Source organism: Nocardioides sp. GY 10127 (assembly GCF_004919085.1).
In the GTDB taxonomy this organism is placed as follows: domain Bacteria; phylum Actinomycetota; class Actinomycetes; order Propionibacteriales; family Nocardioidaceae; genus Nocardioides.
In genome coordinates this window covers 429275-443936 of sequence record NZ_STGL01000008.1, presented here as the reverse complement: position 1 = coordinate 443936, position 14662 = coordinate 429275, and the positions used below count along the sequence as shown (strand labels likewise).

The 14662-nt window shown below is 73.6% G+C and carries 14 protein-coding genes; 8 read left to right on the top strand and 6 right to left on the bottom strand.

Going from position 1 to position 14662, the window contains the following annotated elements; all coding sequences use genetic code 11:
• Positions 1 to 457: 457 nt before the first annotated feature.
• Positions 458 to 1465, top strand: coding sequence for a hypothetical protein (locus tag E8D37_RS16715; RefSeq protein ID WP_136570915.1), 1008 nt, complete (start codon positions 458 to 460; stop codon positions 1463 to 1465).
• On the opposite strand, the gene E8D37_RS16710 is transcribed toward E8D37_RS16715, so the two are convergent.
• The gene (locus E8D37_RS16710; protein WP_136570914.1) at positions 1452 to 2726 is read right to left on the bottom strand and encodes a pyridoxal phosphate-dependent aminotransferase; all 1275 of its coding nucleotides are present in this window, start codon (positions 2724 to 2726) and stop codon (positions 1452 to 1454) included. The two genes, E8D37_RS16715 and E8D37_RS16710, sit on opposite strands and share 14 nt — an antisense overlap.
• Positions 2727 to 2794: 68 nt before the next feature.
• Here E8D37_RS16710 and pyrE point away from each other — a divergent pair, with 68 nt between their 5' ends.
• A complete protein-coding gene (gene pyrE / locus E8D37_RS16705) occupies positions 2795 to 3349 on the top strand; it encodes an orotate phosphoribosyltransferase (RefSeq protein ID WP_240770507.1) in 555 nt (184 codons plus the stop codon).
• Positions 3346 to 4347 carry a DUF368 domain-containing protein gene (locus E8D37_RS16700; RefSeq protein ID WP_136570912.1) on the top strand — a complete coding sequence of 334 codons (1002 nt, stop codon included), beginning with the start codon at positions 3346 to 3348 and terminating at the stop codon, positions 4345 to 4347. The genes pyrE and E8D37_RS16700 overlap by 4 nt, the downstream gene beginning before the upstream one ends.
• Positions 4348 to 4389: 42 nt before the next feature.
• Here the strand turns inward: E8D37_RS16700 and E8D37_RS16695 are convergent, their stop codons facing one another.
• Positions 4390 to 5055: a VTT domain-containing protein gene (locus tag E8D37_RS16695; RefSeq protein ID WP_240770506.1), complete on the bottom strand. Its 666-nt coding sequence runs from the start codon at positions 5053 to 5055 to the stop codon at positions 4390 to 4392.
• A 141-nt stretch (positions 5056 to 5196) separates the two neighbouring features.
• Between E8D37_RS16695 and E8D37_RS16690 the strand changes: the two genes are divergently transcribed.
• A complete protein-coding gene (locus E8D37_RS16690) occupies positions 5197 to 5835 on the top strand; it encodes a TrmH family RNA methyltransferase (protein WP_136570977.1) in 639 nt (212 codons plus the stop codon).
• 27 nt (positions 5836 to 5862) lie between these two features.
• Here E8D37_RS16690 and E8D37_RS16685 read toward each other — a convergent pair whose 3' ends face one another.
• Entirely contained in the window at positions 5863 to 6639 is a 777-nt protein-coding gene (locus E8D37_RS16685; protein WP_168929794.1) for a septum formation family protein, read from the bottom strand.
• 112 nt (positions 6640 to 6751) lie between these two features.
• The gene (locus E8D37_RS16680) at positions 6752 to 7300 is read right to left on the bottom strand and encodes a DUF2867 domain-containing protein (protein ID WP_136570910.1); all 549 of its coding nucleotides are present in this window, start codon (positions 7298 to 7300) and stop codon (positions 6752 to 6754) included.
• Between the two features lie 108 nt (positions 7301 to 7408).
• Here E8D37_RS16680 and fbaA point away from each other — a divergent pair, with 108 nt between their 5' ends.
• Positions 7409 to 8440, top strand: a complete 1032-nt coding sequence (gene fbaA, locus E8D37_RS16675) for a class II fructose-bisphosphate aldolase (protein ID WP_136570909.1) — start codon at positions 7409 to 7411, stop codon at positions 8438 to 8440.
• Positions 8441 to 8577: 137 nt separating this feature from the next.
• A complete protein-coding gene (locus tag E8D37_RS16670; RefSeq protein ID WP_136570908.1) occupies positions 8578 to 9003 on the top strand; it encodes a DUF3151 domain-containing protein in 426 nt (141 codons plus the stop codon).
• Between the two features lie 126 nt (positions 9004 to 9129).
• On the opposite strand, the gene lysS is transcribed toward E8D37_RS16670, so the two are convergent.
• The gene (lysS, locus tag E8D37_RS16665; protein WP_136570907.1) at positions 9130 to 10647 is read right to left on the bottom strand and encodes a lysine--tRNA ligase; all 1518 of its coding nucleotides are present in this window, start codon (positions 10645 to 10647) and stop codon (positions 9130 to 9132) included.
• A 463-nt stretch (positions 10648 to 11110) separates the two neighbouring features.
• Between lysS and E8D37_RS16660 the strand changes: the two genes are divergently transcribed.
• Positions 11111 to 12103: a helix-turn-helix transcriptional regulator gene (locus E8D37_RS16660; protein ID WP_136570906.1), complete on the top strand. Its 993-nt coding sequence runs from the start codon at positions 11111 to 11113 to the stop codon at positions 12101 to 12103.
• 37 nt (positions 12104 to 12140) lie between these two features.
• Here E8D37_RS16660 and E8D37_RS16655 read toward each other — a convergent pair whose 3' ends face one another.
• Entirely contained in the window at positions 12141 to 13073 is a 933-nt protein-coding gene (locus tag E8D37_RS16655) for a diacylglycerol kinase family protein (protein WP_136570905.1), read from the bottom strand.
• 278 nt (positions 13074 to 13351) lie between these two features.
• On the opposite strand from E8D37_RS16655, the gene E8D37_RS16650 reads away from it, so the two are divergent.
• On the top strand, positions 13352 to 14635 hold the full coding sequence (locus E8D37_RS16650; RefSeq protein ID WP_136570904.1) for an adenylosuccinate synthase: 1284 nt from the start codon (positions 13352 to 13354) through the stop codon (positions 14633 to 14635).
• The last annotated feature ends 27 nt before the right edge of the window (positions 14636 to 14662 follow it).

The window sequence follows — 14662 nt, the reverse complement described above, 5'->3', positions numbered from 1 at the left end:
CCGGCCCGCGGGCGGGTTGGGTCCTCGTGCCCACGAGGACCGAAGGCGTCTCGGTGCGCTGGGTGGTGGTGCGTTGGTGCTGGTCAGCGGGGTGGTGTCGCGGGCGGGCGCGGGTTCGGTCCTTCTGGGGCGCGTGGACGGCCTGCTGGGCGTGGCGGGTCTGCTGACTGAGTTCCTGAGCGGTTGGGCTCCGGCCCTACCCGCGGGCGGGTTGGGTCCTCGTGCCCACGAGGACCGAAGGCGTCTCGGTGCGCTGGGGGTGGAGTGTTGGTGCTGGTCAGCGGGGTGGTGTCAGGGCGGGTGTGGGTTCGGTCCTTCTGGGGCACGTGGACGGCTGGAGGCCAGCCCGCTCACGGCCAGCCCGGGCCACGGCCGGCCCCACCCCTCAGCACGCACAGCAGCAGGCGGACACGTCCCTGCTGGTCACGGCGCTTCGGCTGTCTGTCAGGATGAGAGCGTGAGCGACGCAACGCCCCGGCCGCCGCAGGTCACGTTCGCCTCGTGGCTGATCGTGCTGGGTTCCCTGGGCGTGCTGGTCACCTCGTGGGAGCGCATCTCCGACCTGCGCTCGCTCGACAGCCGCGAGCAGGTGGCCGGCTGGGTCACCAGCGGCGCCGGCCGCGACCTCGGCCTGAGCACCACCGAGCTGCTCGACCTCCTGCACTGGGTCACGATCGCCGTGGCCGCATGCGCGGTCGCCGCCGCCGTCCTCGGGCTCTTCCTGCGGGAGCCGGCCCGGCTGACGCGGGCGGTGCTCGGCGTCCTGGCCGTGCCGATCTTCCTCGGCGGCCTCGTGGTGGGGAGCATCCTCACCTCGATCGTGGCCGCCGCCGTGGTGATGCTCTGGCTGCCGCCGGGTCGCTGGTGGTTCGACCCGGACAAGGCGCCCGCGGGCTACGACCCCAAGACCGGGCGGATGAAGCCGGACGAGCGGGTCGACCCGGGCGAGGGCCCGCGGCGTCCCGGACCCTGGACCGCCGCCCCGTACGGCTCCTCCCCCTACGGCTCGCTGGAGCGACGCCCGCAGGCCGTGGTGACCGCGTGCCTGCTGACCTGGGCGCTCAGCGCGATGGTCGCCGTCGTGCTGGGTCTCGTGATCGTCACGCTGCTGGTCTCCGGCTCCGCCGAGGTCGACCAGGCGCTGGACGAGGCGATCACCCAGATGAAGAGCGTCGACCCCTCCGTGGCCACCGGCCTCGACCGACACCTCCTGCTCATGGTGATGATCGCGATGATGGCGGGCTTCGTGCTGTGGAGCCTGCTGGCCGTCGTCCTCGGCGTGCTGGTCTGGCAGCGCCGCGACTGGGCCCGCTGGCTGCTCGTCGTCTCCGCCGGCTGCGCGGCCCTGACGATGATCCTGGGCGCGGTCGCCACGCCCGTCCTGCTCGTGCCCTTCGCGGGGTGCGTTGCCGTCGTGATCCTGCTGCTGCGGCGCGACGTCAACGCCTGGCTCACCCGGCGCTGACGTCCGCGCTGAGGTCCGCCCCCAGCAGCTGCTCGACGGCGCGGGAGAGCACCTCCGGGCGCTTGCAGAACGTCCACCGGACGAGGTGGCGCGACGCGTCGGAGTCGCCGAAGCCCTGCAGCGGGATGGCGACGACGCCGGCCCGCTCCGGCAGCGCCCGGCAGAACGTCTCGCCGTCCGGCCAGCCCAGGTGCGAGACGTCCGTGACCGCGAAGTAGGTGCCCTCGGGGGTGCGCACCGGGCGGGCGGGGTCCACGAGGCCCGCCTCCGCCAGCCCGGCGAGCAGGAGGTCGCGCCGGCCCTGGAGGTCGGCGGCCAGCGCCTGCGGCCAGTCGCCGTGCTCGCGCAGCGCCACCTCGACGGCCGGCTGGAGCGGCGCGCCGGAGGTGAACGTGAGCCACTGCTTGGCCGCGAGCACCGAGGCCACGAGCGGGGCGGGCCCGGTCGCCCAGCCGACCTTCCACCCGGTGAGGGAGAAGGACTTGCCGACGCTGGAGATGGTGAGGGTCCGCTCGCGCATCCCCGGGAACGTCGCGGCAGGACGGTGCCGGCGGCCGTCGAAGACGAGGTGCTCGTAGACCTCGTCGGTGATGACCAGCAGGTCGTGCTCGACGGCCACGGCCGCGACGGCGGCGACCTCGTCGTCGGTGAGCACCGTGCCGGTGGGGTTGTGCGGGGTGTTGAGCAGGACGGCGCGGGTGCGGTCCGTGACCGCGGCACGCAGAGCGGCCACGTCCAGCCGGAAGTCGGGCGCGCGCAGCGGGACGGGCACGCGCACCGCGCCGGCCATCTGGAGCATCGCGACGTAGGAGTCGTACCAGGGCTCAAGGACCAGCACCTCGTCGCCGGGGTCCAGGAGCCCCAGGACGGCGGCCGCGACGGCCTCCGTGGCGCCGGTGGTCACCACGACCTCGGACGTCGGGTCCAGCGTGATCCCGTAGCGCCGCTGCTGGTGCTCGGCGACCGCCTCGCGCAGCCCGGGCAGTCCCGGCCCGGGGGCGTACTGGTTGTGGCCCGAGACGAGCGCCGCGCGCGCCGCCTCGACGACCTCGCCGGGCCCGTCGACGTCCGGGAAGCCCTGGCCGAGGTTGACGGCCCCCGTGCGCACCGCAAGCGCGGAGTACTCGCTGAAGACCGTCGGCGCGATCCCGGCCAGCCGCGCCGCGCGACGCAGGGCGCCGGCCCGGTCACCGGCCCGGGACCCCGGGGAGGCGCCGGGGGCAGAGCCGCTGGTGGAGGGCGTGTCTGTGGGCAGGCTCATGCCCGCCACCGTAGGCCGCGGGAGGCCGGGGGCCGCGCGCGTCTCGCGGACCTTGTTGAATGGTCCCCGTGACGACCTCCTCGCAGACCCCTGTCCCGGACGAGACCCTCGCGGCCGACATCGACGCCCGCTGCCGCCTCACGGGCACGTTCACCCTGCGCTCCGGCCAGGTGGCCTCGGAGTACTTCGACAAGTACCTCTTCGAGTCCGACCCGGCGCTGCTGCGCCGCGTCGCCGCCCAGATGGTCGGCCTCCTGCCCGAGGGCACGGAGCTGCTCGGCGGCCTGGAGCTCGGCGGCGTCCCGATCGCCACGGCCGTCTCCGGCCTCACCGACCTGCCGGCGCTCTTCGTGCGCAAGAAGGCCAAGGAGTACGGCACCTGCAAGCTCGCCGAGGGCCCGGACGTCGCGGGCAAGCGCGTCACCCTCATCGAGGACGTCATCACCACCGGCGGCGCCGTCCGCGACGCCACGAACGCGCTGCGCGAGGCGGGCGCGATCGTCGAGGTCGTGGTCTGCGCGATCGACCGCAGCCCCGCCGACGTGACCCCGCTGGCCGACCTCGGCCTCGAGATCCGCCCGGTGCTCACCAAGGCCCAGCTGGACGCGGTGAGCGGCGCGTGAGCCTCGCCGCGGACGGGTACGGCGCGGACGCTCCGGGGACGCCCCCGGCGCACCCCCGGCGCTCGCGGGCGCTGCTGCCCCTGGACGTCCTCCGGGGCTTCCTCATCGGCACCGCCGAGCTCGTCCCCGGCGTCTCGGGCGGCACGGTCGCCCTGGTCACCGGCGTGTACGACCAGCTCATCAGCTCGGCCTCGCACGTCGTCTCGGCGGCCCGCCGCCTCGTCCTCGGGCCGCAGCGGCTGGCCGGCCTGCGGGTCGAGCTGGCCCGCACCGACTGGTGGCTCGTCGTCCCCGTGCTCGTGGGGATGGCGACCGCCGTCCTCACCATCGCGGGCGTCATGGAGGGCTTCGTCTCCGGGCACCCCGAGCTGGCGCGCGGGCTGTTCTTCGGCCTGGTCGCGGAGTCCGTCCTCGTCCCGCTGCGGATGCTGCCCGCCCAGGGTCGCCGGCACTGGGGCGTCGAGGTGCTCGTCGTCGCCACGATGGCGGCGCTCGCCTGGTGGCTGGTCTCGCTGGCCGGCGGCAGCGCGGACGCCGACCCCGCCCTGCCCGTCGTCTTCCTGGCCGCCGCGGTGGCGATCTGCGCGCTCGTCGTGCCCGGCGTCTCCGGCTCGTTCTTCCTGCTGGCCGTCGGCCTCTACACCACCACGCTCACCGCGGTCGACGAGCGCGACCTCGTCTACATCGCCGTCTTCGGCCTCGGCGCCGTCGTCGGCCTGGCCTCGTTCGTGCAGGTCCTGCGGTGGCTGCTCGACCACCACCGCCGGCTGACGCTGCTGGCGATGACCGGCCTCATGATCGGGTCGCTGCGCGCGCTGTGGCCCTGGCAGTCCAGCGGGGGCGCGGAGGACGGCGAGGCGCACGGCCCGGGCGCGCTGCTCGCCCCCTACGACCCGGTGGCCGGCCCGATCCTGCTGGCGCTGCTGGGCGCGGCGATCGTGCTCGTCCTCCTGGTCGTGGAGTCCGTGAAGGAGCGGCGGCTCGCGGCGTCCGCCTGAGACGCCTGAGCCGCCCGAGCCGCCCCGGGTGCCCGAGCCCGGTCAGGCCCGGCTGCGGGACCGGCGACGGTCCTTGACCCACTCCACGACGAGCGGGACGAAGAAGACCGCCATCACCAGCAGGAGGATGAGGTCGAGGTTCTCGCCGAGCCAGGGCAGCCCGCCGAGGAAGTAGCCGAGCAGCGTGATCGACACGACCCAGGCCAGCGCGCCGACGGCGCTCCAGAGCAGGAAGACCCGGCGCGGCATCTCGGTGGCGCCGGCGACCACGGTGACGTAGGTGCGGACGAAGGCCACGAACCGGCCCCCGACGATCGCGGCCTGGCCGTGCTCGGCGAAGAAGAGCCGGGTGCGGTCGATGCCCTTACTGTTGATGAACCGGCCCTCGCGCTCGTAGAGCCGGGGGCCGATGCGCCGCCCGATCTCGTAGCCGACGACGTTGCCGAGGAACGCCGAGAGGCTGAGCAGGGCGATGGAGATCGTCAGCTCGACGGCGGCGTTGCCGGGGAACAGGTCGAAGTTCCCGGCGGCCACGAAGAGGCCGAAGCTGAACAGCAGGGTGTCGCCCGGGAGGAACGGGAACAGCAGCCCGCACTCGATGAACACGACGACGAGGCCGACCCAGAACAGGGCGGGCCCCAGGAGGGCGAGCCAGTACTCCACGTCCAGGAAGTCCAGCCCGAGGAGAAACGGCTCGATCCCCAGCACCCTCTCAGGTTACGGGTGGCCCGGTAGCGTCCTCGTGTGCGGGACCACCCAGACGACCTCGGCCGTGACGAGCGACACCGTGACGAGGCCCCGCCCCCCGAGGCGACCACGCCCCCCGAGGAGCGCGCGCCCTACGACCCGATGCCCCACGGCCGGCCGGAGGTCGGCGTCGGGCCGTGGGAGGGCCCGTGGCCCGAGGGCCCGCAGTGGGACCCGGTGCTGCTCGCGGAGGGCGACCGGCGCAACGTGGTGGACCGGTACCGCTACTGGACGCTGGAGGCCGTCCGCGCCGACCTCGACACGCGCCGCCACGACTTCCACGTGGCGATCGAGAACTGGCAGCACGACTTCAACATCGGGACGGTCGTGCGCAGCGCCAACGCCTTCCTGGCCGCCGAGGTGCACATCGTGGGCAACCGCCGCTGGAACCGCCGCGGCGCCATGGTGACCGACCGCTACCAGCACCTGCGGCACCACGGGAGCGTCCCCGACCTCGCGGCGGACCTGCACGCGCGGGGCGTGGCGCTGTGGGGCGTCGACAACCTGCCGGGCTCCCTGCCGCTGGAGACCGCGGCGCTGCCCCGCCGCGTCTGCTTCCTGTTCGGCCAGGAGGGCCCGGGGCTCTCGGAGCAGGCGCGGGAGGCGTGCGACGCCACCTTCTCGATCGCCCAGTTCGGCTCGACGCGCTCGATCAACGCCTCGGCCGCCGCGGCGATCGCCATGCACACGTGGGTGGTGCAGCACGCCGACCTCGCCGGCGAGGACGCCTGGCGGGGCTGAGCCCGCCCGCGTCCCCGCCGGTGGGGGTCAGTTGCTGGTGCGGGAGAAGCAGGCGACGACGGCGGTGGTCGCGGACAACCTGCGCCACGAGTAGAACCACTGGTCGGTGGTGGTCAGCCTCGGGCACTGCGCCTTGGTCTTCTTCGCCACCTGCTTGGCCGCCTTGCTGTCGTTCTTGCTCAGCTTCTTGGCCACGAACGTGCCCGTGGCGCGGGCGACGTGCGCGTGGGAGCACAGCGTGGTGGCGTACTTCGCCGACACGCACCGGCCCACCGAGCGGCGCGACGCCCGCCCCACGTTCGCGGCGGTGACCTTGAGGAGCGTGGCGGGCAGGGGCGCCAGGGCGGCGTCGCTCTTGAGGAGCGTCATGTCGCACCGGTACCAGCGGGCGCCCCGGTCGAGCTGCGCGTCGGTGGGGCGGAAGATGAACGCGCCGTACAGGGTGCGGAAGGCGGTCGTGGGCGACCCGTAGACCTTCGCGAACGACGGGTCGCACCGGTCGCCGATCTCCGCGAGGACGGCCGTCTCGTCGCTCCAGTCGGTGTCCGCAGGCAGCAGGCCGGTCTTGAGGACGACGACCTGGTGGGTCTTCTTGCACGGGACCGCGTCGATGTTCAGCGCGGCCTGGTAGACCTGCTTGAACGTCGCCCGGTAGCAGTCGCCCTCCGAGGGCGCGCCGGCCCAGGCGTCGGCGGCGGTGACGGGGCTCGCGAGCGCGAGCAGGCCGAGCACGGGGCCCAGGAGCAGGCCCAGGAGCAGGGCGAGCAGGCGGGGCAGGGCGGGCAGGGCGCCGCGGTGGGTCATGGGGGTCCTCTCGAACGGGTGGTCGCCGCAGCGTAGGTGCAAGACGTTCCGGACGTCTCCGGAACCCTGACTTCCGCGCCCGTTCGTGACCATCCGCCGCCGGCGGGCACCCTCAGTCCTCCAGCGCGGACCTCACCTCGGCCAGCGCGCGCCGGTGCACGAGCTCGACGAGCGCCTCGCGCGCGGGCAGGTCGGCGACCAGGTAGGCGGCACCCAGCAGCCCGGCCGGGTCGAACCGGACCTCCTGGCTCACCACGGCGCCGGCGTCCCGCCCCCGGCCGGCGGGTCGCACCAGCGTCTCCAGCCGCACCCGGCCCGGCGCGCGGACCTCCGCCTCCAGCAGCAGCCGGTGCCCGTCGGGCCCACGGCCGCAGCTGAGCACCCGCCAGAACCCGACGAGCTCGCCCTCGCGCAGGAGGGCACGCCCGCTCGGCTCCCCTGCGGCCCCCGCACCCCCGAGCAGGACGTCGAGCAGCGCGCGGAACCGCAGCGGCAGCGCGTCCGCGTACCAGTGGGGCCCCGGGCGGGCGGAGGCGAGCGTCCGGAAGGCCGCCGCGGGCGTGGCGGGGAACCGCGTCGCGCGGGAGGAGGTGAGCAGCGTCCGGTCGCGCCGGCGGCCGGGGGAGCCGTGCAGCCCCGCGGAGGGGGGTCCGGAGGTCATGACGATGCAGCGTACGTCGCACGGACACGGGACCAACGGCAGCGCCGGGAGCGACTAGGCTCGGGCCGTCCTCGACGTCACCGTCGCCCTCGTGAGGAGACTCATCGCATGCCCATCGCCACTCCGGAGAAGTACGCCGAGATGCTGGACGCCGCCAAGAGCGGCCAGTACGCCTTCCCGGCCGTCAACGTCTCGTCGTCCCAGACGCTCAACGCGGTCCTCCAGGGCTTCGCCGACGCGGGCTCCGACGGCATCATCCAGGTCTCCACCGGCGGCGCGGAGTACCTCTCCGGCCAGAAGGTCAAGAAGATGACCACCGGTGCCGCCGCCTTCGCCGCGTTCGCCGCCGAGGTCGCCAAGGACTACCCGGTCAACATCGCGCTGCACACCGACCACTGCCCGAAGGACAAGCTCGACACCTTCGTCCGGCCGCTGCTCGACATGTCGCTCGAGCGCGTGAAGAACGGCTCCGCGCCGCTGTTCAACTCGCACATGTGGGACGGCTCGGCCGTGCCGCTCGACGAGAACCTCGTCATCGCCGAGGAGCTCCTCGAGAAGTGCATCGCGGCGAAGATCATCCTCGAGATCGAGGTCGGCGTCGTCGGTGGCGAGGAGGACGGCGTCGCGCACGAGATCAACGACAAGCTCTACACCACGCCCGAGGACGCCATCGCCACCGTCAAGGCCCTCGGCCACGGCGACCGCGGCTACTACATGACCGCGCTGACCTTCGGCAACGTGCACGGCGTCTACAAGCCGGGCGGCGTGAAGCTCAAGCCGTCCGTCCTCAAGGACGCCCAGGAGGCCGTCGTCGCCGAGCTCGGCCTCGAGGCCGGCTCCAAGCCGTTCCACTTCGTCTTCCACGGCGGCTCCGGCTCGGCCCCCGAGGAGATCGCCGAGGCCGTCTCCTACGGCGTCGTGAAGATGAACATCGACACCGACACCCAGTACGCCTTCACCCGCTCGATCGCCGGCCACATGCTCGGCAACTACGACGGCGTGCTGAAGATCGACGGCGAGGTCGGCAACAAGAAGCTGTACGACCCCCGAGTGTGGGGCAAGGCCGCCGAGACCGCCATGGCCGCCCGCGTGGTCGAGGCCTGCCAGGACCTGTCCTCCGCCGGCAAGACGCTGGGCTGACTCCTGGGCTGAGTCCCGGGCCGGCTCCCGCAGCAGCCGCGACGCCCCGCACCCGTTCCCGGGTGCGGGGCGTCGTCGCGTCCGGCCCGCGTCCGGCCCCCGCTCCCGTGTCGTGGGGCCGGTGGCACGATGACCCCATGAGCATCGGAACCGACCTGATGGCCGGGCCCCCGCCCGTCCACCTCCCCGTCGACCCGGCCCAGGCCGAGCTGGCCGCGGGCGCCGACCCGTCCGCCGTCGCGCGGGCGCACCCCGCCTCGCCGTTCGCGTGGGCCGCCCTGGCGGGCGCGGCCGCCGAGCGCGAGGACGACCCGATCACCGTGTACGCGTTCGCCCGTGTCGGCTACCACCGCTCGCTGGACCTGCTGCGCCGCAACGGCTGGAAGGGCCACGGGCCCGTGCCGTGGGAGCACGAGCCGAACCGCGGCTTCCTCATGAGCCTGGCGATGCTGGCGCTGGCCGCGACCGCCATCGGCGAGACCGAGGAGTGGGAGCGCTGCTCCACGTTCCTGCGCGAGACCAGCCAGACGGCCTACGACGAGCTGCTCGCCGACCTGGCGTGAGCCGCGCCGCCGGTGGTCCGGGTCTCGAGGCTCGGCCGTGGCCGGCCTCGCACCTCGACCACCGGTGAGGTCGCCGGGTCTCGAGGCTCGGCCGTGGCCGGCCTCGCACCTCGACCACCGGTGAGGTCAGCGGGCCTCGGGGCGCAGGTGCGGGAAGAGGATGGTCTCGCGGATGCCGGAGCCGGTGAACAGCATGATCATCCGGTCCAGGCCGAGGCCCAGGCCGCCCATCGGCGGGGCGCCGTACTCCAGCGCCCGCAGGAAGTCCTCGTCGAGCTGCATCGCCTCGGGGTCACCGGCGGCTGCGGCCAGCGACTGGGCGGTGAGCACCTCGCGCTGGACGACCGGGTCGACCAGCTCGGAGAACGCCGTGCCGCGCTCGACGCCGCCGATGATGAGGTCCCACGCCTCGATGAGGCCGGGCTTGCTGCGGTGCGGGCGGGCCAGCGGCTGGGCTGAGGCCGGGTAGTCGCACAGGAACGTCGGCTGGAGCAGGCCGGGCTCGACGAGCTCGGAGAGGAGCTCCAGCGCCAGCTTCTCGGTGCCCCACTTCGGGTCGAAGTCGATCTCGTGCTTGCGCAGGTGGCCGATGAGCGTCGCGGCGTCCGTCTCGATCGTGATCTCCTCGCCCACCGCCTCGCTGATGGCGTCGTAGACGGGGAGCCAGCGCCACTCGGCGTCGAGGTCGATGACGCCCTCGGGGGTCTCGACCTGGCGCGAGCCCGCCGCGTCGGCGGCGGCGAGGAAGAGCTCGCGCATGAGCGCGGCCATCGTGAACTGGTCGCCGTAGGCCTCGTACGCCTCGAGCATCGTGAACTCGGGGGAGTGGGTGGAGTCCACGCCCTCGTTGCGGAAGATGCGGCCGAGCTCGTAGACCTTGTCGACGCCGCCGACGACGGCCTTCTTCAGGTTGAGCTCGAGGGCGATGCGCAGGGTCATCGGCTGGTCGAAGGCGTTCATGTGGGTGGTGAACGGCCGGGCGGCGGCGCCGCCGTGGATGAGCTGGAGGGCCGGGGTCTCGATCTCCAGGAACTCGCGGCCCTCGAGGACGCCGCGGACGGCGCGGGTGATGGCCGCGCGGGTGCGGACCATGTCGCGCGCCTCCTGGCGCACGATGAGGTCGGCGTAGCGCTGGCGGACCCGGGACTCCTCGGAGAGGTCCTTGTGCAGCGTGGGCAGCGGGCGCAGGGCTTTGGAGGCCATCTCCCAGCGCGTGGCCATGACGGAGAGCTCCCCGCGGCGCGAGGAGATGACGCGGCCCTCGACGAAGACGTGGTCGCCCAGGTCGACGGTGCGCTTCCAGTCCTCCAGCGCCTCCTCGCCGACCTCGGCGAGGCTGAGCATCACCTGGAGGCGGGTGCCGATGCCCTCCTGGAGGGTGGCGAAGCAGAGCTTGCCGGTGTTGCGCGAGAAGACCACGCGGCCGGCGATGCCGACGACGTCCTGCGTCTCCTCGCCCGACTCCAGGTGGCTCCAGCCCTCGCGGACGGCGGCCAGCGAGTGGGTGCGGGCGACGTGGACCGGGTAGGCCTCGCGTCCCTCCTCGAGCAGGCGCGCGCGCTTCTCCTTGCGCACCGCGATCTGCGAGGGGACGTCCTCGGTGACGTCGGCCGCGGTGGCGTCAGGGTGCGCGTCGGTGCTCATGGGGCGAGGGTATCGAGAGGGACGCCCCTGGCCCGAGTCGGCGGAGCGGGTGCCCGCCCGTGCGGGGGCGGCGCGCGACGGCGCGGGCCCGCGATGGTGCCGGCGGCGCGTCTCTCGGAGCGGCGCCGTGCGCCCCACGCGGACAGCGACGTCTCCGGCGCGGCTCGCCGACACCCACGGGGGAGGGTGGGCGCCGGAGTCAACCCCTGAACTCGACCCCGACGCCCGGACGTGCACGATGCGGGTCATCCCCCGACGAAGCCCGTGTCGCGCCGGTCCGCCGTAAGGCAGGACCGGACCGTCCTTCGCGCCATCATCGGGGCGGAGCCGGTTCCTTTACCAGGCAGAAACGGACAATGGCAGGAAGCGGACACCATCCCGGGACTCAGGTCCCTGTGCGGGGATCAGGGCGGACTCTGGTGAACCTGTGCGCCGGGATGATCTCCCGTCCTACTCTCCGGTCATGCCGCTCCCGCCCCCCGAGTCCGTGCTCACGGCCCTCGGCGTGCCGCGCGCGGCGGAGCGGACCTACCAGCGGGTCCTGGGGCAGTCGGGCCGCGAGGTCGTCTCCATCGCCTCCTCGCTGCTCCAGACCGAGGCCGAGCTCCTGGCCGACCTGGCACCCCTCGCCGAGCGGGGCCTGGTGGACGTCCGCGACTCCCGCGTCTTCGTCTCCACCCCCGCCGAGGCCGTCTCCCGCGCCATCGCCGAGACCTCCCGCGCGGCGGCGGAGGCCCACCGCCGGCTCGAGGCGATCTCCGACGCCGTCCCGTTCCTCACCGCCACCAACGTGCGCCCCGGGCCCGGCGAGGTGCTCGACGTGCTGCCCGTCGACGGGGAGATCAGCTCCGGGGGCAACCCGGTCGAGCTCCTCACCAGCCTGATCCGCGAGAGCAGCGGGGACCTCCTCTGGCTGCGCCCGGACCAGTTCCGCCGTCCCCGTGAGGACGCCATGGCGGCCCTCGTGGGCGAGATCGTGGCCAAGGGCCGGCGCTCGCGCGCCATCTACCCCGTGCGGGCCGTCTCCGAGGCGCCGGAGACCCTCTCCCTGCGCGCGGAGGTCGGCGAGGAGATCCGCATCCTCCCCGACCTGCCCACGCGGATGTTCATCATCGGGACGACGCACGTGGTGCTCCCCGAGCCGCTGGGCTTCGCCGACGAGCCGCGCTCGCTGGTGCGGCAGGCCGGGTGGGTGCAGGCGATGACGCACTGGTTCGAGCTGCTGTGGGACCAGGCGGTGCCCTACGCGCAGCAGTCGCGCTCCGAGGTGCGCTCGGACATGCGGACGTTCCTGCTCCAGCAGCTGGCCAGCGGCGCCCAGGACGAGCAGATCGCCCGCCGCCTCGGCGTCAGCCTGCGGACGGTGCGCCGCCGCGTGGCCGACATGATGACCGAGCTCGGCGCGGAGTCCCGGTTCCAGGCCGGGGTCGAGGCCGCGCGGCGCGGCTGGCTCTGACGCGGTCCTCCTGGTCAGCAGCGGGCTGAGCGGGGGCTCAGGCCGGCGGCGGCTGCATCGCGGGCAGGACCATCCGCAGCGCGTGCGGCTCGACCCGCCAGGTGCGGCGCCGGTCCGGGCCGTCGATCTCGCCGTCCGCGGAGCACCAGAACTCCTCGCCGGACACCGAGACCCGGCTCCCACGCAGGTACAGGACGTCGTCCCGCTCGGGGTGCCGGCCGCGCACCAGGTCCGCCACGTAGCCGAAGCGGGCCAGCGGGCCGACGGACCGGCTCACCATGACGTCCACCTTGCCGTCGTCCACGCGGGCGAGCGGGGTCAGGGGGGTGCCGCCGCCGACGTGCCGGCCGTTGCCGATGGCGACCATGAGGACGGGCTCGTCGACGTCCACCACGCGCTCGCCGTCCACCTCGACGCGGAGCCGGACGAACGGGGGTCGCACCGCGGCCTGGAGCGAGCCGACCGGGTACCCGAGCCGTCCGAGGTTCACCCGGCCCACGCCCACGCGGTGCAGCCGCTCCTTCCAGCGCGCGCCCCGCCGGCTGGCCTGCGCCCCGGCCCCGACGTGGACGCTGTTGACCACGACGTGGCCCAGCTCGTCGACCACGAGGTCGACGGGACGCTCCACGCCGGTGAGCACGAGCCGCGCCGCGTCGTCCACCTCGAGCGGGACGCCGTTGCCGCGGGCGAAGTCGTTCCCGGTGCCGAGGGGGAGCAACCCGAGGACCCGCTCGCCGAGCTCACCGCGGGCGTGCAGCGCGGCCACGACCGCGTGCAGGCTGCCGTCGCCGCCCGCCACGACGATCCGCCGGGTGCCGGCGCGGTGCAGGACGCTGTTGAGCTCGCCGGGGTCGCCGGTCGCGACGACCTCGACCGACGTCGCCTCCCGGAGCACGGACAGACCGAGCTCGAGGTTCTCCTCGTCCGCGGTCCCGGCTCCGCTGTTCCTGATGACCAGCAGCGGCTCCACGGCGACGACGCTACCGTCCGACCCGCCGCCCGCGCCCCCGCCCGGGCGGGTGCAGGAGCGTGCACCGGAACGTCGGCCGCCGCCGGCCGCAGAACCGGTGCGTCCGACATCCGGACGTCCGTCCAGCCGGACCGGACGGGTGAGGCCCGCCGATCAGGCCCCGGGGGGTCTCCGGTGCTAGCGTGCTGCCGCACAAGCCCCCGGCCGTTGTGCCAGGGGCATTCGCCTTTCAGGGCCCGCCGCGAGGGCGGTCCCCCGGCTGGAGAGTGAGCAGGCAGATGCCCGCGATCGCCATCATCGGAGCCCAGTGGGGAGACGAGGGGAAGGGCAAGGCCACCGACCTGCTCGGCTCCTCCGTCGACTACGTCGTCAAGTTCAACGGCGGCAACAACGCGGGCCACACCGTCGTCATCGGCGACGAGAAGTACGCCCTGCACCTGCTGCCGTCGGGCATCCTCACGCCGGGCTGCACCCCGGTGATCGGCAACGGCGTGGTCATCGACCTCGACGTCCTCTTCCACGAGATCGACGGCCTCGAGGCCCGCGGGATCGACACCTCCCGCCTCGTCGTCTCGGCCAGCGCCCACGTCATCCCGGACTACAACCGGACGATCGACAAGGTCACCGAGCGCTTCCTCGGCTCCCGCCGGATCGGCACCACCGGCCGCGGCATCGGCCCGACCTACGCCGACAAGATGAACCGCATCGGCATCCGCGTCCAGGACCTCTTCGACGAGTCGATCCTGCGCCAGAAGGTCGAGGGCGCGCTCGAGCTCAAGAGCCAGATCCTCACCAAGGTCTACAACCGCAAGGCCCCGGGCGTCGACGAGATCGTCGACGGCCTGCTCGTGCACGCCGACCGGCTGCGTCCCTACGTCGCCGACACCGTGCTGCTGCTCAACCAGGCGCTCGATCGTGGCGAGACGGTCCTGCTCGAGGCCGGTCAGGCCACGCTGCTGGACGTCGACCACGGCACCTACCCGTTCGTGACCTCCTCCTCGGCCACCGCCGGCGGCGCCTGCACCGGCTCCGGCATCCCGCCGATGCGGATGGACCAGGTCATCGGCATCGTGAAGGCGTACACGACCCGCGTCGGCGAGGGCCCGTTCCCCACCGAGCTGTTCGACGACGCCGGCGAGCACCTGCGCAAGGTCGGCCACGAGTACGGCACCACCACCGGCCGCCCGCGTCGCTGCGGCTGGTACGACTCCGTGGTCGCCCGCTACGCGGCCCGCGTCAACGGCGTCACCGACTTCGTGCTCACCAAGCTCGACGTCCTCACGGGCCTCGAGCAGGTCCCGGTGTGCGTGGCCTACGACGTCAACGGCGTCCGGCACGACGAGATGCCGGTCAACCAGACCGACTTCCACCACGCCAAGCCGATCTTCGAGTACCTCCCCGGCTGGTGGGAGGACATCTCCGGTGCCCGCACCTTCGCGGACCTCCCCGAGAACGCGCAGAACTACGTGAAGGCCGTCGAGAAGCTCTCCGGCGCCCGGATCTCCGCCGTCGGCGTGGGCCCGGCCCGCGACGAGACCTGCGTGGTCCACCCCCTGGTCTGAGCGCACAGCGCCCCACCGCGACGCGGC